This window comes from Pseudomonas sp. PDM19 (assembly GCF_014852215.1).
Taxonomy (GTDB): Bacteria; Pseudomonadota; Gammaproteobacteria; order Pseudomonadales; family Pseudomonadaceae; genus Pseudomonas.
This window is the reverse complement of the sequence record NZ_JACVBG010000001.1, coordinates 196897-220211: the sequence shown is the minus strand read 5'-3', so window position 1 is coordinate 220211 and position 23315 is coordinate 196897. Positions and strand designations below refer to the sequence as shown.

General features: G+C 65.2%; 21 protein-coding genes. 11 read left to right on the top strand and 10 right to left on the bottom strand.

Annotated elements, in window-relative coordinates; all coding sequences use genetic code 11:
* The first annotated feature begins 6 nt into the window (after nucleotides 1-6).
* The 4 genes from IB273_RS01005 (at nucleotide 7) to IB273_RS00990 (ending at nucleotide 3442) form a co-directional block, all read left to right on the top strand.
* Nucleotides 7-222, top strand: coding sequence for a DUF2970 domain-containing protein (locus IB273_RS01005; RefSeq protein WP_045208331.1), 216 nt, complete (start codon nucleotides 7-9; stop codon nucleotides 220-222).
* A gap of 315 nt (nucleotides 223-537) precedes the next feature.
* Nucleotides 538-1035: a PaaI family thioesterase gene (locus IB273_RS01000; RefSeq protein WP_081516551.1), complete on the top strand. Its 498-nt coding sequence runs from the start codon at nucleotides 538-540 to the stop codon at nucleotides 1033-1035.
* A gap of 261 nt (nucleotides 1036-1296) precedes the next feature.
* Nucleotides 1297-2955: a nitrite/sulfite reductase gene (locus tag IB273_RS00995; RefSeq protein ID WP_192222971.1), complete on the top strand. Its 1659-nt coding sequence runs from the start codon at nucleotides 1297-1299 to the stop codon at nucleotides 2953-2955.
* A complete protein-coding gene (locus IB273_RS00990; protein ID WP_081516549.1) occupies nucleotides 2939-3442 on the top strand; it encodes a DUF934 domain-containing protein in 504 nt (167 codons plus the stop codon). Before IB273_RS00995 ends, IB273_RS00990 begins: the two co-directional genes overlap by 17 nt.
* Before the next feature lie 197 nt (nucleotides 3443-3639).
* Here IB273_RS00990 and IB273_RS00985 read toward each other — a convergent pair whose 3' ends face one another.
* Complete coding sequence (locus tag IB273_RS00985) at nucleotides 3640-4218, bottom strand: TetR/AcrR family transcriptional regulator (protein WP_081516548.1); 579 nt, start codon at nucleotides 4216-4218, stop codon at nucleotides 3640-3642.
* A 168-nt stretch (nucleotides 4219-4386) separates the two neighbouring features.
* Between IB273_RS00985 and IB273_RS00980 the strand changes: the two genes are divergently transcribed.
* Together IB273_RS00980 and IB273_RS00975 are read left to right on the top strand one after the other, a co-directional pair.
* Nucleotides 4387-4824: a hotdog fold domain-containing protein gene (locus IB273_RS00980; RefSeq protein ID WP_192222970.1), complete on the top strand. Its 438-nt coding sequence runs from the start codon at nucleotides 4387-4389 to the stop codon at nucleotides 4822-4824.
* 11 nt (nucleotides 4825-4835) lie between these two features.
* Nucleotides 4836-5690: an alpha/beta fold hydrolase gene (locus IB273_RS00975; protein WP_081516546.1), complete on the top strand. Its 855-nt coding sequence runs from the start codon at nucleotides 4836-4838 to the stop codon at nucleotides 5688-5690.
* A gap of 33 nt (nucleotides 5691-5723) precedes the next feature.
* On the opposite strand, the gene IB273_RS00970 is transcribed toward IB273_RS00975, so the two are convergent.
* Both IB273_RS00970 and sohB read right to left on the bottom strand, forming a co-directional pair.
* Nucleotides 5724-6716 (bottom strand): YhdH/YhfP family quinone oxidoreductase, encoded by a 993-nt coding sequence (locus IB273_RS00970; protein WP_081516545.1) that lies wholly within the window; start codon nucleotides 6714-6716, stop codon nucleotides 5724-5726.
* Between the two features lie 55 nt (nucleotides 6717-6771).
* The gene (gene sohB / locus IB273_RS00965; protein ID WP_192222969.1) at nucleotides 6772-7800 is read right to left on the bottom strand and encodes a protease SohB; all 1029 of its coding nucleotides are present in this window, start codon (nucleotides 7798-7800) and stop codon (nucleotides 6772-6774) included.
* 211 nt (nucleotides 7801-8011) lie between these two features.
* Between sohB and IB273_RS00960 the strand changes: the two genes are divergently transcribed.
* The 4 genes from IB273_RS00960 to IB273_RS00945 all read left to right on the top strand — a co-directional run bounded on the left by IB273_RS00960 (nucleotide 8012) and on the right by IB273_RS00945 (nucleotide 11274).
* Nucleotides 8012-8722, top strand: coding sequence for a histidine phosphatase family protein (locus IB273_RS00960; RefSeq protein ID WP_151186573.1), 711 nt, complete (start codon nucleotides 8012-8014; stop codon nucleotides 8720-8722).
* A gap of 58 nt (nucleotides 8723-8780) precedes the next feature.
* Entirely contained in the window at nucleotides 8781-9092 is a 312-nt protein-coding gene (locus tag IB273_RS00955; protein WP_081516542.1) for an SCP2 sterol-binding domain-containing protein, read from the top strand.
* A 319-nt stretch (nucleotides 9093-9411) separates the two neighbouring features.
* Nucleotides 9412-10479 carry a phosphotransferase family protein gene (locus tag IB273_RS00950; RefSeq protein ID WP_081516541.1) on the top strand — a complete coding sequence of 356 codons (1068 nt, stop codon included), beginning with the start codon at nucleotides 9412-9414 and terminating at the stop codon, nucleotides 10477-10479.
* A gap of 27 nt (nucleotides 10480-10506) precedes the next feature.
* Nucleotides 10507-11274 carry an SDR family oxidoreductase gene (locus IB273_RS00945; RefSeq protein WP_045208354.1) on the top strand — a complete coding sequence of 256 codons (768 nt, stop codon included), beginning with the start codon at nucleotides 10507-10509 and terminating at the stop codon, nucleotides 11272-11274.
* Nucleotides 11275-11520: 246 nt separating this feature from the next.
* Here the strand turns inward: IB273_RS00945 and IB273_RS00940 are convergent, their stop codons facing one another.
* On the bottom strand, nucleotides 11521-12165 hold the full coding sequence (locus IB273_RS00940) for a hypothetical protein (protein ID WP_192222968.1): 645 nt from the start codon (nucleotides 12163-12165) through the stop codon (nucleotides 11521-11523).
* Nucleotides 12166-12321: 156 nt separating this feature from the next.
* Between IB273_RS00940 and IB273_RS00935 the strand changes: the two genes are divergently transcribed.
* Nucleotides 12322-13104 (top strand): TSUP family transporter, encoded by a 783-nt coding sequence (locus tag IB273_RS00935; protein WP_081516539.1) that lies wholly within the window; start codon nucleotides 12322-12324, stop codon nucleotides 13102-13104.
* A gap of 24 nt (nucleotides 13105-13128) precedes the next feature.
* On the opposite strand, the gene nudC is transcribed toward IB273_RS00935, so the two are convergent.
* From nudC to IB273_RS00905, 6 genes are all read right to left on the bottom strand, one after another.
* Nucleotides 13129-13941, bottom strand: a complete 813-nt coding sequence (gene nudC / locus IB273_RS00930) for an NAD(+) diphosphatase (RefSeq protein ID WP_412548053.1) — start codon at nucleotides 13939-13941, stop codon at nucleotides 13129-13131.
* A 26-nt stretch (nucleotides 13942-13967) separates the two neighbouring features.
* Nucleotides 13968-15641, bottom strand: coding sequence for a ferrous iron transporter B (locus IB273_RS00925; protein WP_151186572.1), 1674 nt, complete (start codon nucleotides 15639-15641; stop codon nucleotides 13968-13970).
* A 42-nt stretch (nucleotides 15642-15683) separates the two neighbouring features.
* Nucleotides 15684-16496, bottom strand: coding sequence for a crotonase/enoyl-CoA hydratase family protein (locus tag IB273_RS00920; RefSeq protein WP_138216321.1), 813 nt, complete (start codon nucleotides 16494-16496; stop codon nucleotides 15684-15686).
* A 238-nt stretch (nucleotides 16497-16734) separates the two neighbouring features.
* On the bottom strand, nucleotides 16735-18078 hold the full coding sequence (locus IB273_RS00915) for an amino acid permease (RefSeq protein ID WP_045208363.1): 1344 nt from the start codon (nucleotides 18076-18078) through the stop codon (nucleotides 16735-16737).
* A gap of 191 nt (nucleotides 18079-18269) precedes the next feature.
* A complete protein-coding gene (locus IB273_RS00910; protein ID WP_081516535.1) occupies nucleotides 18270-20456 on the bottom strand; it encodes a putative bifunctional diguanylate cyclase/phosphodiesterase in 2187 nt (728 codons plus the stop codon).
* 106 nt (nucleotides 20457-20562) lie between these two features.
* Nucleotides 20563-22815 carry an Orn/Lys/Arg decarboxylase N-terminal domain-containing protein gene (locus tag IB273_RS00905; RefSeq protein ID WP_081516534.1) on the bottom strand — a complete coding sequence of 751 codons (2253 nt, stop codon included), beginning with the start codon at nucleotides 22813-22815 and terminating at the stop codon, nucleotides 20563-20565.
* Nucleotides 22816-23315: the final 500 nt, after the last annotated feature.

Genomic DNA, 23315 nt, shown 5'->3' with positions numbered 1-23315 from the left:
CGAACGATGGACGAGCAACAGAACAAGCCGCCGAGCTTCTGGCAGATGCTCCACAGCGTGCTGGCCGCGGCCTTCGGCGTACAGAGCGGGCGCAACCGCGCGCGCGACTTCACCCACGGCAAGCCCAGTCATTTCATCGCCATGGGCATTCTCTTCACGCTGGTCTTCGTGTTGCTGCTCTACGGGCTGGTGCAGTTGGTGCTGCATTTCGCCGGGCTGTAGAAAAGCCGGCCGGGAAGTGAGGTACCGGGCGGGCCGCAGCGCGACCCGCCGGCACCGCTGTCACTGGTGGCTGACCCAGAATACGGCGGTCGCGACCACCAGCAGGATCAGGATGAATGCGGCGCGGGCATCGACGACGCTGTCGCTGGTCTTGCTGGACGTTTCTTCGCTCATGCTTCCCCCATCTTCTCGTTATTGGCTGAAGGACCACAGCCCAGAGTTAAGACCAGCCCGGCCCGCAGCTCAAGGAACCGCCCCTTTCCGCCACTGCGCAAATGCCGTTAGGCTGCTGGCTCCATAAGAACAAGCGAGTGGATGAAGCACGTGGACTCACTGCAAGACACTGTCGCGCCGGAAGGCGTCTGCTACGGCTGCGGCGGCAGCAACCCGCACGGACTGCACATCAAGAGCCGCTGGCACGAGGACGGAATCCACGTCGTCGCCGAACACCTGCCCGAAGCCAAGTACTGCGGCTGGCCGGAACTGGTCTACGGTGGCCTGATCGCCATGCTGGTGGACTGTCACTCGAACTGGACCGCCATGGCCTACCACTACCGCGCCGAAGGCCGCGAGCCGGGCAGCCTGCCGCGCATCGACTGCGTCACCGGCAACCTCGGTATCAAGTACATCAAGCCGACGCCCATGGGCGTGCCGCTGACCCTGAAGGCCCATGTAGAAGGTGAAGTCGGACGCAAGAGCCGGATCATCTGCGAGGTCTACGCCGGGGACGTGCTGACCTGCGTCGGCGACTCGATCTTCGTCCGCGTCGACACCTCACAACTGCGCGACGCTGCCCACGGCCGGGATGCCTGATCGGCTCCCGTTGCGCCGCCGCCCATAGCCAGGCGAAGCGGCGCAACGGAGCAACGGCCGTCCTGCTTCAAGTCCCCGTCCCGCCTGTGTTTCAGGCCTGGCGCGACTTATACCCGAAAGTTCTCGCCATATACTCAAACATCACTTTTGCGCATATTCCCGAACTGGTATCGTGCGCCCCACTCCGCGTGGAGCGCGTTGCCGTGCGCGCTGGGATACGCAATACGCCCTGAGCGCTATAGCCTGACAGCAGGATGATTCATGTACGTATATGACGAATACGATCAGAGGATCGTAGAAGATCGCGTCAAGCAGTTCCGCGATCAGACCCACCGTTACCTGGCGGGCGAACTGACCGGCGAGGAATTCCGCCCGCTGCGTCTGCAGAATGGCCTGTACATCCAGCGCTACGCGCCCATGCTGCGAGTGGCTGTGCCTTACGGCCTGCTGTCCTCCCGGCAGGTCCGCAAGCTGGCGCAGATCGCCCGCGACTACGACAAGGGCTACGCGCACATCAGCACCCGCCAGAACGTCCAGTACAACTGGCCGGAACTGGAAGACGTGCCGGAAATCCTCGCCGAGCTGGCCACCGTGCAGATGCACGCGATCCAGACCAGCGGCAACTGCATCCGCAACACCACCACCGACCAGTTCGCCGGCGTCGCCCGCGATGAACTCGTGGACCCGCGCCCCTGGTGCGAGATCATCCGCCAGTGGTCGACCTTCCACCCCGAATTCGCCCACCTGCCGCGCAAGTTCAAGATCGCCGTCAACGGCGCCGTGAGCGACCGTGCGGCCATCGAGGTGCACGACATCGGTCTGGAAGCGGTGCAGAACGAAGCCGGCGAGCTGGGCTTCCGCGTCTCCGTCGGCGGCGGCCTGGGCCGTACCCCGATCGTCGGCAGCTTCATCAATGAATTCCTGCCCTGGCAGCACCTGCTGTCCTACCTGGACGCCATCCTGCGCGTGTACAACCGCTATGGCCGTCGGGACAACAAGTACAAGGCGCGCATCAAGATCCTGGTCAAGGCGCTGACGCCGGAAGTCTTCGCCCAGAAGGTCGACGCCGAATGGGCGAACCTGAAGGACGGCCCGAGCACCCTGACCGACGCCGAGCTGCAGCGCGTGGCTGCGCACTTCGTCGATCCGGCCTACCAGGCCCTGGAAGACCAGGACGCCACCCTCGCCCAGCTGGACGCCGAGAACCCCGGCTTCGCCCGCTGGCGCACCCGCAACACCTTCGCCCACAAGAAGCCCGGCTACGTCGCCGTGACCCTGTCGCTCAAGCCCACCGGCGTGGCGCCTGGCGACATCACCGACAAGCAGCTGGACGTGGTCGCTGACCTCGCCGACCGCTACAGCTTCGGCGAAGTGCGCAACAGCCATAACCAGAACATCATCCTCGCCGACGTCGAGCAGGCGCAGCTGTTCACCCTCTGGGGCGAACTGCGCGAGAACGGTTTCGCGACCCCGAACGTGGGCCTGCTGACCGACCTCATCTGCTGCCCGGGCGGCGACTTCTGCTCCCTGGCCAACGCCAAGTCGCTGCCGGTGGCCGAAGCCATCCAGCGTCGCTTCGATGACCTGGACTACCTGTTCGACATCGGCGACCTCGACCTCAACATCTCCGGCTGCATGAACGCCTGCGGCCACCACCACGTGGGCCACATCGGCATCCTCGGCGTGGACAAGAAGGGCGAGGAGTTCTACCAGGTCTCCCTCGGCGGCAGCGCCAGCCGTGAGGCGAGCCTCGCGCAGATCCTCGGCCCGTCGTTCGCCCAGGAGCAGATGGCCGACGTGATCGAGAAGATCATCAAGGTCTACGTGGAACAGCGCACCGAAGAGGAACGTTTCCTCGATACCTACCGTCGCATCGGCATCGACCTCTTCAAGGAGCGCGTATATGCAGCGAATCATTAAGAACCGCGAGGTCGTCGACGATCGCTGGCACCTGCTGCCCAAGGACGCGACCCTCGAGACCGTGCCCAACTGCGACGACGTGATCATCCCGCTGAACCTGTGGCTGGAACACGGCCCTGCGCTGCGCGGCCGTGACGGCGGCCTGGGCGTGTGGCTGGACGCGGACGAAGAGCCCGAAGCCATCGCGCAAGACCTGGACAAGTTCAAGGTCATCGCCGTGAACTTCCCCGCCTTCACCGACGGCCGCGGCTTCAGCACCGCGCGCCTGCTGCGCGAGCGCTTCGGCTACAAGGGCGAAGTGCGCGCCATCGGCGACGTGCTGCGTGACCAGCTGTTCTTCATGCAGAGCTGCGGCTTCGACGCCTACGCCATCCGCGCCGACCGCGACCCGCAAGCGGCGCTGGCCGGTCTGGATGACTTCTCCGAGGTCTACCAGACCTCGGTGACCCAGCCGCAACCGCTGTTCCGTCGCCGTCAGCTCGCCTGATTCAGCGACAGGAAAAAGCCCCGCACTGCGGGGCTTTTTCATTTCTGCTCGGCACGGTTTCTCGCAGGGCGCCTATCGCGCCAGCGTTATCCGCAGCCGGGACAACGGCGGATAACCTGTTCCAGGTTATTCGCCCTACGGTTTGGCGAGCCCCCTAGTGGCTCGCTCCTACCGGGTGCCATTGCGCGACCACGGTATCAGGCGCGGACGCTGTCCCACGCGATCTGAGCCAGTTGCTCACGGCACTCGATCAGGTCCACCCGCGTCCGCCCGGCCAGCCAGTTCCGCGCATAGTCATGAGTCGGACCAATCACCACGGAGTTGAACAACTCCGCCGACAGTGCCTTGAACGCCCCCGCCTTGCGGTGTTCGGCCAGCAGCTCGGCAATACGCCGGCCCTGCTGACGGTTGGCCTCGCGCAATTCCTCGCCCACCTCCCCCGCTTCCACGCGCCCGCGGCTGTGCAGGATGAAGCGAGCCCACTGCGGATTGGCCGAGACCCAGTCGATGTAGGAGGTGACGAACAGCTTCACCACTGCCTCGGCGCTCTTCGCCTCCTCCAGCCCGGCGTCGAGCAACGCCGCGTACTGGCCGATGCCGGTCAGGTACAGCGCGCCGATGATGCGCTCCTTGTTGCCGTAGTGGTGATAGAGGCTGCCAATGCTGGCACCGGAGCGATCGCGAATCATCTCGATGGTGGTGGCGTCCACGCCGGATTCACTGAAACAGGCCAGCGCGGCCTGGAGGATGTCGTCTTTGCGGGAAGGTCGGGCCATGGGGGTCCTGTATCGGAATTCGGTCCAGAAAGTAATTCTAGAATAATTTTCTAGAATTACTTTCTAATCTTCGTATACTGCCTGGGCGCGCACCGCTCTTCAATGACAGTTCTTCAATCACAGCTCTTCAATCCCAGCTTGCCCACCCCATCAGCCTGCGGAGCCACCATGAGCCAGATGCTGCAGATGTTCCAACAGGCCGGCCCGGCGCAGTTCAGCGCCATGATCGGCCAGGTTGCCCCCTACTTCTCTACCATCGCCCCGCAGTTCGTCGAGCTGCGTCCGGGCTATGCAGAAGTCACCTTCCCCAAGCGCCGAGAAGTGCTGAACCACATCGGCACCGTGCACGCCATCGCCCTGTGCAACGCCGCCGAACTGGTGGCCGGTACCCTGACCGACGTGTCGATCCCCAAGGGTCGCCGCTGGATTCCCCGCGGTATGACCGTGGAATACCTGGCCAAGGCCGAAGGCGACGTCCGCGCCGTGGCCGACGGCCTGGCAATCGACTGGAACCAGGAAGGCGACATCACCATACCGGTGCTGGCTTATGTCGGTGACAAGAAGGTCTTCCGCGCCGATATCACCATGTACGTCAGCCAGGCCTGAGGGACGCTGCCATGATCACCCCGCTCCCCCGCCCCCTGGACAACGGTAACGGCCACAGCCTCTCCAGCCACTGGTACTACCCACCCGGCGAAGCCCGCGGAGCGGTGCTGATCGTCCCCGCCATGGGCGTCGAGCAGCGCTTCTACACCGCCTTCGCCAACTGGCTGGCGGAGCGCGGCTTCCTCACCGTGACCTTCGACTACGTAGGCATGGGCAAGTCCCGCGCCGGCCACCTGCGCGACCTGGACGTCAACGTCGTCGCCTGGGGCAACCACGATTGCAGCGCCATGCTCGACGCCGTGGTCGAGGCCGCTGGCGAGTTGCCGGTGTACTGGATCGGCCACAGCCTGGGCGGGCAGATCCTGCCCTTCGTCCGTGGCAACGAACGCATCCAGCGCGCCTTCACCATCGCCACCGGCAGCGGCTACTGGCGCGAGAACACCAAGGGATTGCGGCACAAGGCCTGGCTGCTCTGGTACTGCCTGGCACCGACCATCACGCCGCTGCTGGGCTACTTCCCGGGCAAACGCCTGGGCGTGGTAGGCGACCTGCCGCGCGGGGTGATCGAGCAATGGCGGCGCTGGTGCCTCGACCCGGAGTACGCGGTGGGCGCGGAAGGCGGTGCGGTGCGCGAGGCGTATTCATCGGTGCGCACGCCCATCACCTCCATCTCCTTCACCGACGACGAGATGATGTCCGGCCGCAATACCGAGTCGCTGCACGGCTTCTACCGTGGCTCGCCAAAGACCGTGAAGCGAATCGCCCCGGAGGACATCGGCGTGAAACGCATCGGCCACTTCGGCTTCTTCCGCAGCCAGTTCGCCGATTCGCTGTGGGCGGGCTACCTGCTGCCGGACCTGGGCTGACACCCAGGCCCGGCGCGGGCATCGATCAGAGGATCAGTCCAGCGTCACCAGTACCCGGCCAACCAGCTTGCCGGCAAGGATCTGGTGGATGGCGGCGGGCAGGTCGTCGAGCTTGACCTCGCGCACCGCCGCTTCGAGGTTGTCGAGCTTCCACTGCAGGGACAGCTTGTCCCACATGGACGCCTTGACCACCAGCGGCAGCTCTACCGAGTCGACGCCCAGCAGGTTCACGCCGCGCAGGATGAACGGCAGCACGGTGGCCTTGAAGGCGGCGCCGGCAGTCAGGCCGCAGCAGGCGACGCTGCCGCCGTATTGCAGCGACTTGACCACGTTGAACAGGATGTCGCCGCCCACGGTGTCCACCGCGCCGGCCCACTGCTCGCGCAGCAGCGGCTTGTCGACGCCATCGGAGACGGTGGCGCGGTCGAGGATCTGCCGCGCGCCGAGGCGGTTCAGCAGCTCGGCCTGCTCCAGCTTGCCGGTGGCGGCGGCCACGGTGTAGCCCAGCTGCGCCAGCAGCATCACCGCGATACTGCCCACGCCGCCGGTGGCGCCGGTGACCAGGATCGGGCCCGCGGACGGCGTGACGCCAGCGCGCTCCAGCTTGTCGACGCACAGCGCGGCGGTCAGGCCGGCGGTGCCGAGGATCATCGATTCGCGCAGCGACAGGCCCTGCGGGCGCTTGATCAGCCAGGCCGCGGGCACACGGATGTACTGGCCGAAACCGCCCGGGGTGTTCATGCCCAGGTCGTAGCCGGTGACGATGACTTCGTCGCCAACGGCGAATTCGCCCACCGAGGATTCTTCCACCACGCCAGCAGCATCGATGCCGGGAGTGTGCGGGTACTTGCGGGTGACGCCACGGTTGCCGCTGGCGGACAGCGCATCCTTGTAGTTCAGCGAGGAATACTTCACCCGCACCAGCACTTCACCCGCCGGCAGATCGGCAACCTGCCGCTCGGCCACCTGCAGGTCATACACGCCATGCGCGCTCTCCGTGACCCACAACGCCTTGAATGCACTCATCTCGACCCTCCTCTTTCGAATTTGGAACGGGCGCGATCCCGGCGCCCGACGACGATCATTGCCAGAAGCGGCTGCGACCCAGGCGGTCCCACCAGGTCACCAGCACGCGATCGATCACGCCGCTGACGCCCACGCCGAAGCGCTCCTGGATGGACTTCTTCTGTACGTAACTGAGCTGGTAGACATCCGCCTCGCGAGCGCGTTCGGCCAGGTATTCGTCACTGGTCTTGAGCTCGTCGACCAGCTTCTTGCCCAGCGCCGCCTGACCCAGCCAGACCTCGCCGGTGGCGATCTCGTCGATGGCCAGTTGCGGGCGGTAGTGGACGACGAAGCGCTTGAACAGCTCGTGGGTGGTTTCCAGGTCTTCCTGGAACTTCTCCCGGCCCTTGTCGGTGTTCTCGCCGAACACGGTCAGGGTGCGCTTGTACTCGCCAGCGGTGAGCACCTCGAAATCGACGTCGTGCTTCTTCAGCAGGCGATGGATGTTGGGCAGCTGCGCCACCACGCCAATGGAGCCGAGAATGGCGAAGGGTGCGGAAAGGATGCGTTCGCCGATGCAGGCCATCATGTAGCCGCCGCTGGCTGCAACCTTGTCGACGCAGACGGTCAGCGGTACGCCGGCCTGACGGATGCGCGCCAGCTGGGAGGCCGCCAGGCCGTAGCCGTGAACCATGCCGCCGCCGCTCTCCAGGCGCAGCACCACTTCGTCACGCGGGGTGGCGAGGGTCAGCAGCGCGGTCACTTCATGGCGCAGCTGCTCGGTGGCCGAGGCCTTGATGTCGCCGTCGAAGTCGAGCACATAGACGCGGTTCTTCTCGCCGCCCTTCTTCTTTTTCGCTTCCTTCAGGCTTTTCGCCTCGGATTTGCGCAGGGCCTTGAGCTTGGTCTTTTCCAATACGCTATGTTGCAGGCGCTCGCGCAATTCCTTGTAGAAGTCGTTGAGCTTGTGCACTTCAAGATGCCCGCTGCCGCCGCGACGACCGCGGCCGCGCAGTGCGGAGATCACCACCAGGACGATGACGATGGCCACCACCACGGTGAAGGTCTTGGCCAGGAAACCCGCGTAATCCGCTAGAAACTCCACTCACATCCCCTTTTACAATTCTGGTCGAGCCCGCCAGGCGAGCGCAGCGAATCCCGCAAGCATACCCACGCCGCAGGCCCGCCACCAGCGCTGGCAAACCGCTGCATCAGTCCAGCGAATGCCATTCAAACAAGCGTATGTTTTTTCGTTGACAGCCCCAGGTGATCCTCATAACCTCGCCGGAACTTTCAGCCCTGCCGGGATACTGCGCGTGGGAAGCATCTACCTGATTCGACATGGCCAGGCTTCATTCGGTGCCGACGACTACGATGTGCTCTCGGCCACTGGCGTACGCCAGGCGGAAATCCTCGGCGAACACTTGGCCGGCCTGGGCCTGCGCTTCGATCGCTGCGTGGCCGGCGACCTGCGTCGCCAGCGCCACACCGCCGAAGCGGTGATGGGCCGGCTGAACGAAGCCGGGATCGAAACCCCCATCCTGGAAATCGACTCCGCCTTCAACGAATTCGAAGCCGACGCCGTGATCCGCGCGCACCTGCCGGACCTGCTCGAGATCGAGCCGCAGGCGCTGCACATCATGCGCAACGCCGCCGACCACCGCGCCGAGTTCCAGCGCCTGTTCTCCACCGTGATTGCCCGCTGGGTTTCCGGCGACCACGACAAGGACGGCCTGGTCAGCTGGGCCGAGTTCCTCGACACCGTGCACGGCGGCCTCCAGCGCCTGCTGGAGGCGGCCAGCGGCAAGGACAACATTGGCGTGTTCACCTCCGGCGGCACCATTACCGCGGTGCTCCAGCATGTGACCGGGATTCCGGCGCTGAACGCCTTCGAACTCAACTGGCAGATCGTCAACACCTCGCTCAACCGCCTGAAGTTCCGCGGTAGCGAAGTGGCCCTGGCTTCCTTCAACAGTCACGTGCATCTGGAACTGTTGAGGGCGCCGGAACTCATCACCTATCGTTGAGTACCGGCCCATTGCGACGCGAGCGTCGCGCGAGAAAACCTAGAAAAGGAATAGAACCATGAGTGTTGCTGACATCGTTTCCACCATGCAGAGCAAGTTCAACGCCAGCGCGGCCGCCGGCCTGGATCTGGTGTTCCAGTTCAACATCGAAGACGGCGACAACCACTACCTGGTCGTCAAGGACGGTACCTGCCAGGTCGTACAGGGCGACGCCGAGTCCCCCAACGTCACCCTGATCATGGACAGCGAAACCCTCAAGGGCATCACCAGCGGCGAAACCGACGGCATGCAGGCCTTCATGGCTGGCAAGCTGCGCGCCGAAGGCGACATGATGCTGGCGATGAAGCTGGGCGAACTGTTCCCGGTCTGATCCGAGGAAAACCTGCCCGCGCAGCACGAAAAACCGGAGTCCATGGCTCCGGTTTTTTTATGCCCGCGCCCCGCTGCAATACCCGGATCAGGCAGCTTGATCGGGGTCCAACACGAACGCCAATAAGGGCTTTGTGTGCTTGTGACGGGCAAGGCCTGACATTAGATTAGCCAATGATCACCCGGCGCCATCATTGCTTTGCCTGATCCTGCCGCGACCCATCGGGCAAGATACAGACGCCGGCCTGCGCGCACCTCGCCAGGAGCCCTGGGCCCTCGCGGGGACGATTCGTAAAAGCCCGTACAAGAAAGGGACCAGCATGTCGTTGACCGACCAGACCATCCGCTCCCGCGAAGGCGAAGAACTCGATGCCGCCGTGATCGACGGCTTCCTCAAGGACCACATTCCCGGCCTGCAGGGTCAGCCGCGCATCAGCCAGTTCCCCGGCGGCGCGTCGAACCTGACCTACCTGATCCAGTACGACAACCAGGAACTGGTCCTGCGCCGCCCGCCGTTCGGCAAGAAGGCCAAGTCCGCCCATGACATGGGCCGCGAATACCGCATCCTGAATCAGCTCAAGGACGGTTTCCCCTACTGCCCCAAGGCGTACGCCTACTGCACCGACGAGTCGGTGATCGGCGCCGAGTTCTATGTCATGGAGCGGGTCAACGGCATCATCCTGCGCAGCGACCTGCCCAAGGAACTGAACCTCGACGCCGGGAAAACCACCGCGCTGTGCAAGAGCTTCATCGACAAGTTCGTCGACCTGCACAACGTCGACTACAACGCCTGCGGCCTGGGTGACCTGGGCAAGCCCGAGGGCTACGTGCAGCGTCAGATCGGCGGCTGGATCGATCGCTACGAGAAATCCCTGACCCCCGACGCGCCGGCCTGGGAACAGGTGAAGGTGTGGCTGCGCGAGAAGATGCCGGCCGACCACCACAAGCCGGGCATCGTCCACAACGACTATCGCTTCGACAACGTCATCCTCGACCCGAACAACCCGATGCAGATCATCGGCGTGCTCGACTGGGAGATGACCACCATCGGCGACCCGCTGATGGACCTGGGCAACACCCTCGCCTACTGGATCGAAGCGGGCGACCCGCAGCCGATGCAGATGCTGCGCCGTCAGCCCAGCCACGAGCCGGGCATGCTGACCCGCCAGCAGTTCGCCGACTACTACGCCGAGCGCGCCGGCATCCAGATCGACAACCTCGATTACTACTACACCTACGGCCTGTTCCGCCTGGCCGGCATCATGCAGCAGATCTACTACCGCTTCTTCCACGGCCAGACCCAGGACAAGCGCTTCGCCACCTTCATCCACGCCAACAAGCTGCTGGAGCAGGTGAGCCTGCAGGTCATCGGCAAGTCCCGCCTGTAACGGCGCCCCAGAACAAGGAGAACCCCCATGTCCAAGACCCAACTGTTCGACCTCGAAGGCAAGATTGCCTTCGTCTCCGGCGCCAGCCGCGGTATCGGCGAGGCCATCGCCAAGCTGCTGGCCCAGCAGGGTGCCCACGTGATCGTCTCCAGCCGCAAGATCGACGGCTGCCAGGCCGTGGCTGACGAAATCGTCGCCGCCGGCGGCAAGGCCACCGCGATTGCCTGCCACATCGGCGAGATGGAGCAGATCCAGGCCGTCTTCGCACAGATCCGCGAGCAGTTCGGCCGCCTGGACATCCTGGTCAACAACGCCGCCACCAACCCGCAGTTCTGCAATGTGCTGGACACCGACCTGTCGGCCTTCCAGAAGACCGTCGACGTGAACATCCGCGGCTACTACTTCATGTCCATCGAAGGCGGCAAGCTGATGAAGGCCAACGGCGGCGGCAGCATCATCAACGTCGCCTCGGTCAACGGCGTCACCCCGGGCGAGTTCCAGGGCATCTACTCGGTAACCAAGGCTGCGGTAATCAGCATGACCAAGGTCTTCGCCAAGGAATGCGCGCAGTTCAACATCCGCTGCAACGCCCTGCTGCCGGGCCTGACCGACACCAAGTTCGCCTCGGCGCTGGTGAGCAACGATGCCATTCGCAACGTCGCCCTGCAGCGCATCCCGCTCAAGCGCGTGGCCGATCCGAGCGAGATGGCCGGTGCCGTGCTGTACCTCGCCAGCGATGCCTCCAGCTACACCACCGGTGTGACGCTGAACGTGGACGGCGGCTTCCTCGCCTAAGCGTTATCGCGGGAACGAAAAAGGGAGCCGGTTGGCTCCCTTTTTCTTTGGTGAGGATTGGGCTCGCTCAGACAAGATCAAAAGCCCCTCACCCTAACCCTCTCCCGCAAGCGGGAGAGGGGACTGTTTGGTGCAGGATGACACCACAGTGCCAGCCGGCACGAGTTGCCCCCTCTCCCCCTGGGAGAGGGTTGGTTGAGGGAATGAGGCGCACAGACTTCACAGAGGAAACCAGTTGCTCCTGGCTCACTGCCAATCCTTGAGAGCCTGGTTCGCCGCCGCATTCATCGGCTCAGCGGTCAGCCCGCCGGCCCCGTAACGCACCGCGAAAACAGCCTGGTCGGCCAGCGGCAGGTAGTTCACCCGGCCCGCCTTGGGCACGAAGGTCAGCAGGTCATGCTGGCCGTCGCGCAGCCATCGCCACAGATCGAGACCCAGCACGTCGTCCGCCAGCGCCACCTTGCGCCCCAGGCTCTGCTGCTCGACAGCGAGGAAGCGGCCGCTGAGGTCCTGCAGGCGATAACCCGGCACCATCCCTATCAGCCGCGCCAGGCCTTTCCATTCCAGCACCCGCGCATCCAGTTGCCAGAGGTCGCCGGCCAGTTCAACACGACGCTCGTCATCACCCTGCAGCAACGTCACGTCATACCGCTGCTCACCGACCTTGTGGAAGCTCAGCGTCGCCAGCGGGCGCTCTGCCGGTAGCCGGTCGTAGCTGCGCAGGTCCCAGGCCACCAGCGCCACCAGTGCGGCCACGGCCACGAACAGCATGCCCGCCGTACCCCGCAGCCAGCCGAGGAACCAGTGACGGTCGAACAGAATGCGGGCGGCTACCACCAGGGCCAACAGCGCCAGGAAGGCAACGACCCAGGCCAGACCGTCGTACTGCATCGAATGATTTCCTTCCTCGTAGAAATGCCGGCATTATGCGCACCGCGTACCTGCACGGCCAGCCAGACCGTCGCAGCTTTCGGGCCCGTTAACGTTTCCCGCGCACCATTCTTTACGAGAGAGTGGCGCCACGGGCCCCCGATCAAGGCCAACCCCATGCCCTTCGAACTCGTCGTAGACCCGACCACCCTCGTCATTCTCGCCGGCGTCGCCTTCCTTGCCGGCTTCATCGACGCCATCGCCGGAGGCGGTGGCCTGCTGACCATCCCTGCCCTGCTCACTGCCGGCGTCCCTCCGCACCTAGCGCTGGGCACCAACAAGCTGAGCTCGACCTTCGGCGCCGCCGTGGCCAGCTACACCTTCTATCGGCGCAAATTGTTCCAGCCGCGCCAGTGGCGCAAGGGCCTGATCGCCACAGCCATCGGCGCAGCGCTCGGCGCCTGGGCCGCGCACCTGATGCCGGCGGAATGGCTCAACCGCATGCTGCCGGTGGTGGTCTTCGGCTGCGGCCTGTACCTGCTGTTCGGCAAGACGCCCGAAGCGCCTCTGGACGCCAATCCGCAAATCGCCCAGGGCCGCCAGTGGCCGCAAGGCCTCGGACTGGGCTTTTACGACGGCGTGGCAGGCCCAGGAACCGGCGCCTTCTGGACCGTCAGCACCCTGCTGATGTACCCGCTCGACCTGGTCCGCGCCAGCGGTGTGGCGCGCAGCATGAACTTCGTCAGCAACATAGTCGCGCTGGCGGTGTTCATCGCCTCGGGTCAGGTGGTCTGGCTGATGGGTCTGTGCATGGGCAGTTCGCTGATGATCGGCGCCTACTTCGGCGCGCGCACGGCGATTGGCGGCGGCGCCAAATTCATCCGTCCGGTATTCATCCTGGTGGTACTCGCCTTGACCGTGCGCCTGGCCTGGCAGCACTGGTTCACCGCCGCGGCCTGAGGGAGGCCGGAGCAGCGCCTGGAATCAGGCGCCGCCGGGCAGGACAGGATCGGGACGACCGGCGCGGCGCGCCAGGTAGACCTCGATCAGGTAGCGGGCGATCGAGCGCTCGGCCGGCAGGCGCGGCAGCTCGTCGACGTGGAACCAGCGGGCGTCCTCGATCTCGTCCGGCTGCATGACGATCTCACCGCTGACGTACTCGGCGTGGTAGCCGAACATCAGCGAATGCGGGAACGGCCAGGGCTGGCTGCCCATGTAGCGGATATTGCCGATCTCGACGCCCACCTCTTCGCGCACCTCGCGCGCAACGCAGTGCTCCACCGACTCGCCCGGCTCGACGAAGCCGGCCAGGGTGCTGTACATCCCCGGCACGAAGCGCGGCGAACGTGCCAGCAGTACCTCATCGCCACGGGTCACCAGGACGATCATGCTCGGCGACAGCAGCGGGTAGCGCTGGATGCCGCAGCTTTCACAGTGCATGGCGCGGTCACGGGGCATGCGCAGGCTGGGCTGGCCGCAGCTGCCGCAGAAGCGGTTCTGCCGCCACCAGATGCCGATCTGGCTGGCGAAGCCGAGCATGGCGAAGATGTCTTCCTCGGCCTGCATCATGAACTGGCGCAGGCCGATCCAGCTGGCGCCTTCCAGCGGGTCGGTACGGTCGATTTCCAGCAGGTACACCGGTTCGCCGTCGAACTGGCCGACGGCGTGCTCGGAAAGCACCGAGAGATCCTGGCGCTTGAGCCAGTCACGGGGGAACAGCACGCCGTTGCTGTCGGCGAGGAACTGCTGCTGGCAGTGGGCAAGCGCCCAGCCGCCGTTGGCAGCGACCTCGAACATCGAGGACTCCCAGCGCCCGGTGCGCATCAGGCTGCCACCGTCAGGCCCAGGGCCTTGACGCTCTCGCTGGCGACGTCGAGGACGTCGGGTTGGCCTTCAGGCCGCATCATGGCTCCACCCTCCAGGTAGTACTCCAGGCCGGTCAGCGCATCCGCCAGGGTTTCCAGCATCTGCTCGGACGGCATCTGGGTCGTCTCGATCATCTGCCCCTGAATGTAATCGGCACAGGCACCCACGAGCAATGCCGCGCGCTCCTGGCCGAGGAACCACAGGCCGCCGCGCACTGCCTGCAGGCTGATCGGCACGTTGGCCAGGTGAAGTTTGTCGCCATTGGATTCCAGGTAGGCGGTGATCGCGCGCTTGGCCAACGCCAGTCCCGCCTGGGCCTCGTCGATCACCACAATGCGCGCTTCGGCGAGCTGGTGCACGGCGAAGGAGTCATCCTCACCCATCGGCGCCGGACGCGCACTCATGCGCTCGCCACGCTCCAGGTTGCCGACCATGCTCTCGACGTAGAGCAGCGCGTCGGCCAGGGAGTTGAGGGCGGCAGGCTCGTCCACCGAGCCCTTGGCGACCCAGCCGGCGACTACGCCGTGCTGGTGCTGCAGCGAAGTGGCAGCGGAATTCAGGCCGACCATGCCCAGGGTCTTGGCCAGTTTGCCCAGCTGGGTGTGCAGGATGCCCAGCGCATCGGCCTGGGACACGCCGCGCTCGATCAGGTCGAGCTGGTCCTTCACCGCCGTGAGTTCCTCGCGGATCGCCACCGACAGCGAGCGCATCACCGACTTGCCCGGGCCGGACAGGCGTTGCGACTCGTCTTCGAGCAGGTGATCGGTGAACGGCAGCGGTGCCAGGCCGAACACCTGGCGCAGTTCGGTCGCGCGCACGCCGCTGGTGTCAGCCAGCGTGGTGAGATACAGCAACTCCTTGAGCAGCTGCCGTGGCGCTTCGTACTGCGGGTTGGCGATCAGCTGCTTGAGTTCGCGGTCCAGGCGCGAGAACACCTGCTTGCGCGTCTTGCGCGGCAGCATCTGCGCGTCCACCAGCGACTCCAGCGCGCCAGCGCCGACCCAGCACAGGCGGGTGCGCGCGGCGCTGCCCAGCAGTACGTCGAGCTTGCCCAGTGCGCGCCCCATGAGCTTGAGGCTGGGATAGAGATTCTGTTCGCGAATCAGCCCGACCAGGCCGACCTGGTACATCTGCCGCAGACGGCGGACTTCGCGGGCTGGGTCTTCCACCTGCGGCGCAGTGACGGCGCGCAGCGGGCGTGGCAGGTCCAGGCGCGCGCTGAAGAAGAAGCTCTCCGGCAGCGCGGGCTGGCCAGCGGCCTGGCGCACATCGTTGATCGCCGGCAGCAGCAGCTCGGGGATTTCCTGGCGGTGCGCCTCGAGGTTTTCCAGGTAGCGGCGCAGCACGTAGAGCGCATTGCCGAGCGCTGCCAGCTGGCCGTCGCGGTCTTCACTGACCCCGGTCGGAATGTCGGTGGCCAGGTCCAGCGCTTCCTGCGCCAGCAGCTCGGCGCCGGCCAGTTCGATGAGATTCAGCGTGCCGCGAATCTGGCTCAGGCAATCGACGGAATGTTGCAGCAGGCTGCCGTTCTGACGCTCGGCGATGAAGTGCTCGAGATTCTGCTCGGCCTCCTCCATCGTCGCGAACAGCTCGTCGCGGACCAGACTGAGGGACGTGGCTCCAGTAACCATCGGCCTAGTGCGCCTCCTGCGCGCAAGAAGAGTGGACGGACATCAATCGGCGAACTCGGGGGTCTTCTTGCTCATGTGCGCCATCATCGCGGCCTGCAGGTCAGCGGACTGCAGCATGGCGGCGTTCCAGGTGGCGATGTATTCCAGGCCGTCCTCGACGCGGTGGTCGCGGGCGTAGCCGATCATTTCCTTGGTGCCGCGGATGGCAATCGGCGACTTGGCGGCGATCTGCCGGGCCAGCTCCATCACGCCGTCCTGCAGCGCGGAATGGTCGGCGTAGACACTGTTGACCAGGCCGATGCGCTGCGCTTCCTCGGCGTTGACGTTACGCCCGGTGTAGGCCAGCTCACGCATGATGCCGTCGCCGATCAGGCGCGGCAGGCGTTGCAGGGTGCCGACATCGGCTGCCATGCCCATGTCGATTTCCTTGATGGAGAACTGCGCGTCCGCGCTGCAGTAGCGCATGTCGCAGGCGGAGATCAGGTCGATGCCGCCGCCGATGCAGTAGCCCTGGATTGCCGCGAGGACCGGCTTGCTGCACTTGTCCACGGCGTTGAAGGAGCCCTGCAGCTGCAGGATGGTCTTGCGCAGTGCGCGGGCGTTGCGGCCGACGTCCTTGCCCAGGTGGCTGGCGGCCTGGGCCAGCAGGGCGAGGTCGATACCGGCGGAGAAGTGCTTGCCGGCGCCGCTGAGGACGACGACGCGGACTTCATCCGTTTCATCGGCCCACTGGAAGATATCGATGATTTCCTTCCAGAAATCGGCGTTCATCGCGTTGAGTTTTTCCGGGCGGTTGATCTGCACATGGGCGATCTTGTCCGCCAGTTCAACGCGGAAGGCTTTGTATTCGGTCACGGGAGATGTCCTCGGGAATGCCCTGCTTCTCGTCTGGGTGCGGCGCGCTGCCGCTGGAGCCCGGGCCAACAGTTCTTATGGTTGCCGCATACAGATTTTTGGCATCGCGCCACTATAACAAGGCAAGACCAAAAGTCGATGCCGCGGTCTGTGACACAGGCCACGGCATCGGGCGTGAATCCGCTCGCAATTCGCTCACCAACTGCTTGATCTGACAGGAAGGTGGCCGCCGCGACAATCAGTCGCCGGCGGCCATCGGCAGCCCCTGCGCGCGGTTGCGGTACTGGCGCCAGGTGTACATCGGGATGCCCGCCATGAACACCAGGAAGCCCCAGAAGATCGCCTGCTGGCCGGTGCCGTAGAGTGCCCACAGCGAGTAGAGGAAGCCCAGGCAACCAATCGCCAGCACCTGCGGGCGCGAGCGCGGGGAGAAGGACTCGGGCTTCACCGCCAGCATCTGGATCAGCGCGGCGGTGCAGAAGGCGTAGGGAACGACGCCCGTCATGGTGCCGAGCAGGATGATGACGTTGAACACCTCCACCAGCTCGCCATGGCCATCGACCATCACCAGCGCGGTGACCAGCAGCCCGGAGGACAGCAGGCCGTTGGCCGGCGCGCCGTTCTTGTTGAGCTTGCCCAGGGACTCGGGGAACAGCCCGTCGCGGGCCGGCGCCACCGGGATCTGGCCCTGCAGCAATACCCAGCCGTTGAGCGCGCCGAGGCAGGCGATCACTGCCCCGCCAGCCACCAGGTAATAGCCCCAGGTGCCCAGCAGGATGCGCGCGGCATCAGCGAACGGCGACGTGGACTTGGCCAGCACTTCCGGCGGCATCAGGCCCTGCACGGCGGTGATCGACAGGATGTACACCGCGGCAGCCGCCAGGGTGCCGAACAGCGTGGCGCGGGGGATGGTCTTCTTCGGGTCGCGCACATCGTCCGCCGGCACAGTGGCCGATTCCAGGCCGATGAACGACCAGAGCGTCAGCGCTGCCGTGGTGGCGATGGCCTGGGCATAGCCCATGTTCGGCAGCTCGCTGGGCGCCGGGATGGTCAGGTAGTCGGGGTTGAAGTGGAACCAGCCGAGAATGCCCACCAGCAGCAGCGGGATCAGCTTGAGCGCGGTCAAGCAGTTCTGCACCACGGCAAAGGCGGTGATGCCGCGCAGGTTGATCAGGGTGCACAGCCAGATGGCGCCGATGGCCGTGGCGACCATCAGCAGCGGGTCGGCCAGTGCCGGAATGAAAACCCGCAGATAACCGACCAGCGTGACGGCGATGGCGGCGTTGCCGATCCAGGCGGCTTTCCAGTACGTCCAGGCACAGAGATAGCCGGCGAAGCTGCCGAAGCCGTCACGGGTATAGGCGTATGGCCCGCCAGCTCCAGGGTTGAGCCGCGCCAGCCGGGCGAAGGTGAAGGCGAGGATCACGGCCCCGGTGCTCGACACCAGCCAGCCGAACAGACTGAGCCCGCCGAACGCGGCCAGGCTCGACGGCAACAGGAACACCCCCGACCCCACCATGTTGCCAACCACCAGCGCGGTGCAGCTCCAGAACCCCATGCTGCCCTTTTTCGCTTCCGCCATCTGCGCTCCTTAGAAGCCCGCGATCTGTATTTTCGTGTTGTCGCCCTGGCCATCGAAGGGGCGCAGAGCGGCGATCTGTCCTACAGGGTAGACAGCGCCGGGCAAAGGAGGAAACCGTTTTGCAGGACGAGACCGCCCGTTTCGAGCGATTTCGCCCCGCGCGGTCAATGCCGCTGCAGAAATTCCGCCGCTCAGGCGGAGCCGAACTGCCGCGTGCCGATCCCGTAGAGCTGCTCGAACTGCAGCGACGGCATCGGCTTGGCGAACAGGTAGCCCTGCCCTTCGGTGCAGCGTTCGGCGCGCAGGCGGTCGCGCTGGGCGGAGGTTTCGATGCCTTCGGCGATGGTCTCCAAATCGAAGCTGCGGGCCATGTCGAGGATTGCGCGGATCACCGAGAGGTCCTGCTGGGTCTCCAGCATGCCGATGACGAAGGTGCGGTCGATCTTGATGCGGCTCAGCGGATAGGTCTTGAGCAGGCTGAGGGAGGCGTAGCCGGTGCCGAAGTCGTCGAAAGCGATCCCGACCCCATAGGAGCGCAGGCTCTGCAGGGTACTGAGAACGGTGTCGTCGTGGTTGAGCACGATGTTCTCGGTGATCTCCAGTTCCAGCGCCTCCGCCGGCAGGCCGTGCCGTTCCAGTGCCTCCAACACCTGGGTGACCAGGTTGCCCATGCGGAACTGCGCGCCGAACAGATTCACCCCCATGCGCAGGTCGGGCGCACCGTTGCGCCGCCAGTAGGCAGCCTGGGCGCAGGCCTCATCCAGTATCCAGGCGCCGACGATGGCCGCCAGCGGGCCGCCCTCAAGCGACGGCAGGAAGGCCGCCGGCGACAGCAGGCCGCGCTGCGGATGCTGCCAGCGGATCAGCGCTTCCGCCCCGCGCAGGGAGCCGTCGCGCAGGCTGACCTGGGGCTGGTAGAACAACAGGAACTCGCCGTTGGCCACGGCGCGATGCAACTCCATGCCATACAGGTGCCGCGCCGCCGCTTCCATCTTCAGCGCCGGAAGGAACACAAACGCGTGGCTGCGACCGCTGCTCTTGGCCTTGAACAGCGCCAGGTCGGCGTCACCCACCAGCTCCAGCGCTTCCTGCGCATGCAGAGGCGCCAGAGCCACGCCGCAACTGGCAGCGACCCGCACCTCATGAGCGTCGATGACGATGGGCTCGGCGATACTGGCGATCACCGCCTGGGCGAAGCGCATGGCGTGTTCGGGCGAGAGCAGGTTCGGCTCGAGGATGGCGAACTCGTCGCCACCGATGCGCGCCACCGTGGCGCCAGCGGTGGCCAGCCGGGCCAGTCGCTCGGCAACCTGCCGCAGAATGCCGTCGCCGACGGCGTGGCCGAGGGAGTCGTTGACGTCCTTGAAGCCGTCCAGGTCGATCATCAGCACGGCCGCCGGGCGCGACTGCACCAGGACTTCCTCGGTGCGCCGGTAGAACTGGCCGCGATTGGCCAGCCCCGTGAGTACATCGACGCTGGCCAGTTGGCGCAGCGCCTCCTCTTCCCGATGGCGGGCGGTGAGGTCCTTGAGCACTGCCTCGAACTTGAGCTTGCCCCTTTCCGACCAACTGAAGAGCGTCAGGCCCAGCGAGAGTTCGGAGCCGTCCTTGCGCAGGCCGGCGATTTCCCCCGGCACGGCCATGCCGTCCAGGGACGTGGCATCGCTGGCTCCGCTGATCAGGGCGCGGAAGGACTGGCGACTGCGCTCGGGCAGCAGCAGCTCGAAGGACTGGCCGCTGCCTTCGATCAGGTCGTAGCCGAACAGGTTGGCCGCCGCTTCGTTCCAGGCACCGATCTCGCCCCAGCAGTCGAACCAGACCACAGGAGTCGGCGAGGTGCCGGCGTACTCCTCGAACAGCGGCCGGGTGCGCGACGAGGCCACCTCGATGCGGCGCAGTTCGAGCCGGTCGGACGCCATGCGCGCCAGCTCGACCAGACGCTCGCGGTCCTCGCCGGAAAAGTCTTCGTGGGGCTGGCTGTCGATGATGCACAGCGCGCCCAGCGCCTGTCCCTCGACCGAGAGCAGCGGCACGCCCGCGTAGAAGCGCACGCCATTGGGCGCCGTCACCAGCGGGTTGTCGTGGAAGCGCTCATCGCGGCTGGCGTCGCCCACCACCATCACGCCGTCCTGGGCGATGGCATGGGCGCAGAAGGATACGTCGCGCCCCATGTCGACTTCGCCGATGCCGGTGGCGGCGGCGAAGAACACGTGGTCACTGCCGATCATGTTCACCGCTGCGACCGGCATGCCGAACATGCGCACAGCGATCTGCACCACCGGGTCGAGGCTGGGCAGCAGGCTTTCGTCGTCGAAACCGTAATCGGAGAGCGCACTCAGGCGCTCGCTCTCGTTCGGCAACGTCACGGGACAGCGCATGGGGGAAACCTCCCTTTTTCCTCAATTTCTCCCTTTACCGATGCGCACAAGGATAGTTCCACTTTTCATACAGTGATGTATGTCGCTGCTGTCAGTAGTCGGACGGTCACTTGCAGCACTCCACGGTATAGCGCCGCTCGCCGTCTACCTCGCGCACCTGCAGGCCATGGACGTCGGAGTCGAAGCCGGGAAAATTGCGTTCGAAGCTCTGCGCGAAGGCCAGGTAATCGAGTATGGAGCGGGTGGATTCGGTGAACCGCTCGCCCGGCATGATCAGCGGGATACCTGGCGGATATGGCACCAGCATCACCGCGGCGATGCGCCCTTCCAACCGATCGATGGGCACCGCCTCGACCTCGCCGCGCACCAGTTGCGCGTAAGCGTCCGCCGGGCGCATGGCGATTTCCGGCAGCACCGTGTACATGCGCTTCATCGCCTTGGCGGTGGCGTGGTCGCGATAGCAACGGTGCAGCTCATCGCAGAGGTCGCGCAGGCCCATACCCGCATAACGTACGCCGCCGGCCTGGGCGACGCTGGGCAGCGCGTCCGCCAGCGGCTGGTTGGCGTCGTAGCTGCGCTTGAACTCCAGCAGTTCGGTGACCAGGGTGCTCCACTTGCCCTTGGTCACGCCCATGGAGAACAGCACGAGGAAGGAGTACAGCCCGGTCTTCTCCACCACCAGCCCGCGCTCCCAGAGGAAGCGGCTGACAACCGCGGCGGGAATCCCGCGCGAATCCAGGCGCCCGCCAGCGGTGAGCCCCGGCGTGGCCAGGGTGACCTTGATCGGGTCGAGCAGCACGTAGTCTTCCACCGCGTCGCCGAAGCCGTGCCAGTCGGCGTTGGGTTCCAGCACCCAGTCGCGGGTCTTCACCTCGTCAGTGCCCTCGACGCCCGGCGGCTGCCAGACGCAGAACCACCAGTCGTTCTCCGCGAGGTTCTGTTGCACATTGGCCAGGGCGCGGCGGAAGCTCAGGGCTTCGTCGAAGGTTTCCTGGATCAGCGAGCGCCCCGCCGGGCCTTCCATCATCGCCGAGGCCACGTCCAGCGAGGCGATGATGCCGTACTGCGGCGAGGTGGAGATGTGCATCATGAAGGCTTCGTTGAAGCGTGCCTGCTCGAAGCGCCGCGCGCCGGCATCCTGCACATGGATCATCGAGGCCTGGCTGAAGGCGGCGAGCATCTTGTGCGTGGAGTGAGTGGTGAACACCAGCGGGCCGCTGTCGTCACGGCTGGTGCCCATGCCGTAGCGTCCGTCATAGAACTCGTGGAAGGCCGCGTAGGCGTACCAGGCTTCGTCGAAATGCAGTACCTCGACGCTGTCGCCCAGAGCCTGCTTGATCATCTGCGCGTTGTAACAGAGGCCGTCGTAGGTGGAGTTGGTCACCACCGCCAGCCGCACCCTGGGCTCTCGGCCGCGCGCCAGCGGGCTGGCCTCGATCTTCGCGGCGATGGATTCGCGGCTGAACTCCGACAGCGGGATCGGCCCGATGATGCCCAGCTCGTTGCGCTCAGGCGTCAGGTACAGCGGGATGGCGCCGGTCATGATGATCGAATGGAGGATCGACTTGTGGCAGTTGCGGTCCACCAGCACCAGGTCGTCGCGGCAGACCATGGAGTGCCAGACGATCTTGTTCGCCGTGGAGGTGCCGTTGATCACGAAGAAGGTATGGTCGGCGCCGAAATTGCGCGCCGCACGGGCTTCCGCCTCGGCCAGCGGACCGGTGTGATCGAGCAGCGAGCCCAGCTCGGGGACCGAGACGGAAAGGTCCGAACGCAGCGTGTTCTCCCCGAAGAACTGATGGAAGGCCTGTCCCACCGGACTCTTGCGGTAGGCCACGCCCCCTCCGTGGCCAGGCGTGTGCCAGGAATAATTGGACTGCGCGGTGTGCTCCACCAGCGCGCGGAAGAACGGCGGCAACAGGCCTTCCAGGTACTTGCGCGCAGCGCGACTGACCTGGCGGGCGAGAAAGGGCACGGTGTCTTCGAACAGGTAGAGGATGCCGCGCAGCTGGTGCAGGTCGGCCATGGACTCGGCCGGCGCGTTCTCGATGGTCATCTGTTCGCCGAGGGCGAAGATCGGCAGTTGTGGCGCGCGCACCCGCGCCATGCGGATCAGCTCCACCACATCCTGCAGAAGGCGCTGGTTCTCCCCCGCCCCCTCGGCGGCGACCAGGATGCAGGCGAGACCGTGGTGGGTCGAGGCAACGATGCGCCCCTCGGCGGAACTGGCGGTGGAAAGGATGCTGAAGCCGTCCTGCTCCAGCTCCCGCGCGATATCCCTCACCCGGTCGCCGGCCACGGTATCGGCCTTGATGTCGCGGTGGACGATGAGGATGGGGAATTTTAAGTCTTTGTACATTGTGAACCCCTGAATGGACGTACGACTGGCGTCGATCCCTTTCAGAGTATGGGCTCACGGAATGTAGGGGAATGCACCCGGCAGACGGCTGTAATAAAACGTCGCGTGGCTGACAGGTGCGCTCACCTCGAGCGTTTTGATCTGGCTCTGGCTCTAAAAGACTTCCAGAGAAATGCCAGCGCACTCCAGACTGCCCCGTTCAGGAGGCCTCGTTGAATTGGAGTTTCAGGGGTTGAGCGACATGGATGTCGCGAGAGCCACGATTGGCCAGGGATGGCCCTTCGCGGCGGGCCCCTGAAACTTCGATTCAACGAGGGAATTTTTCGCCTAAGCAAAAAACCGGATGTCCGGGGCAAGCCTTCTTGGTTACTTCTTCGGCGCTTGGAAGAAGTGACTCGCCCGAGGGGGCGAAACACAGAGTTCGCGCGTACGTCAGAGCGACGCCGAACCGCCTAAGTCAAAGCAGCGTTACAGGATCAACACCCGAGCAGAGAACGGCG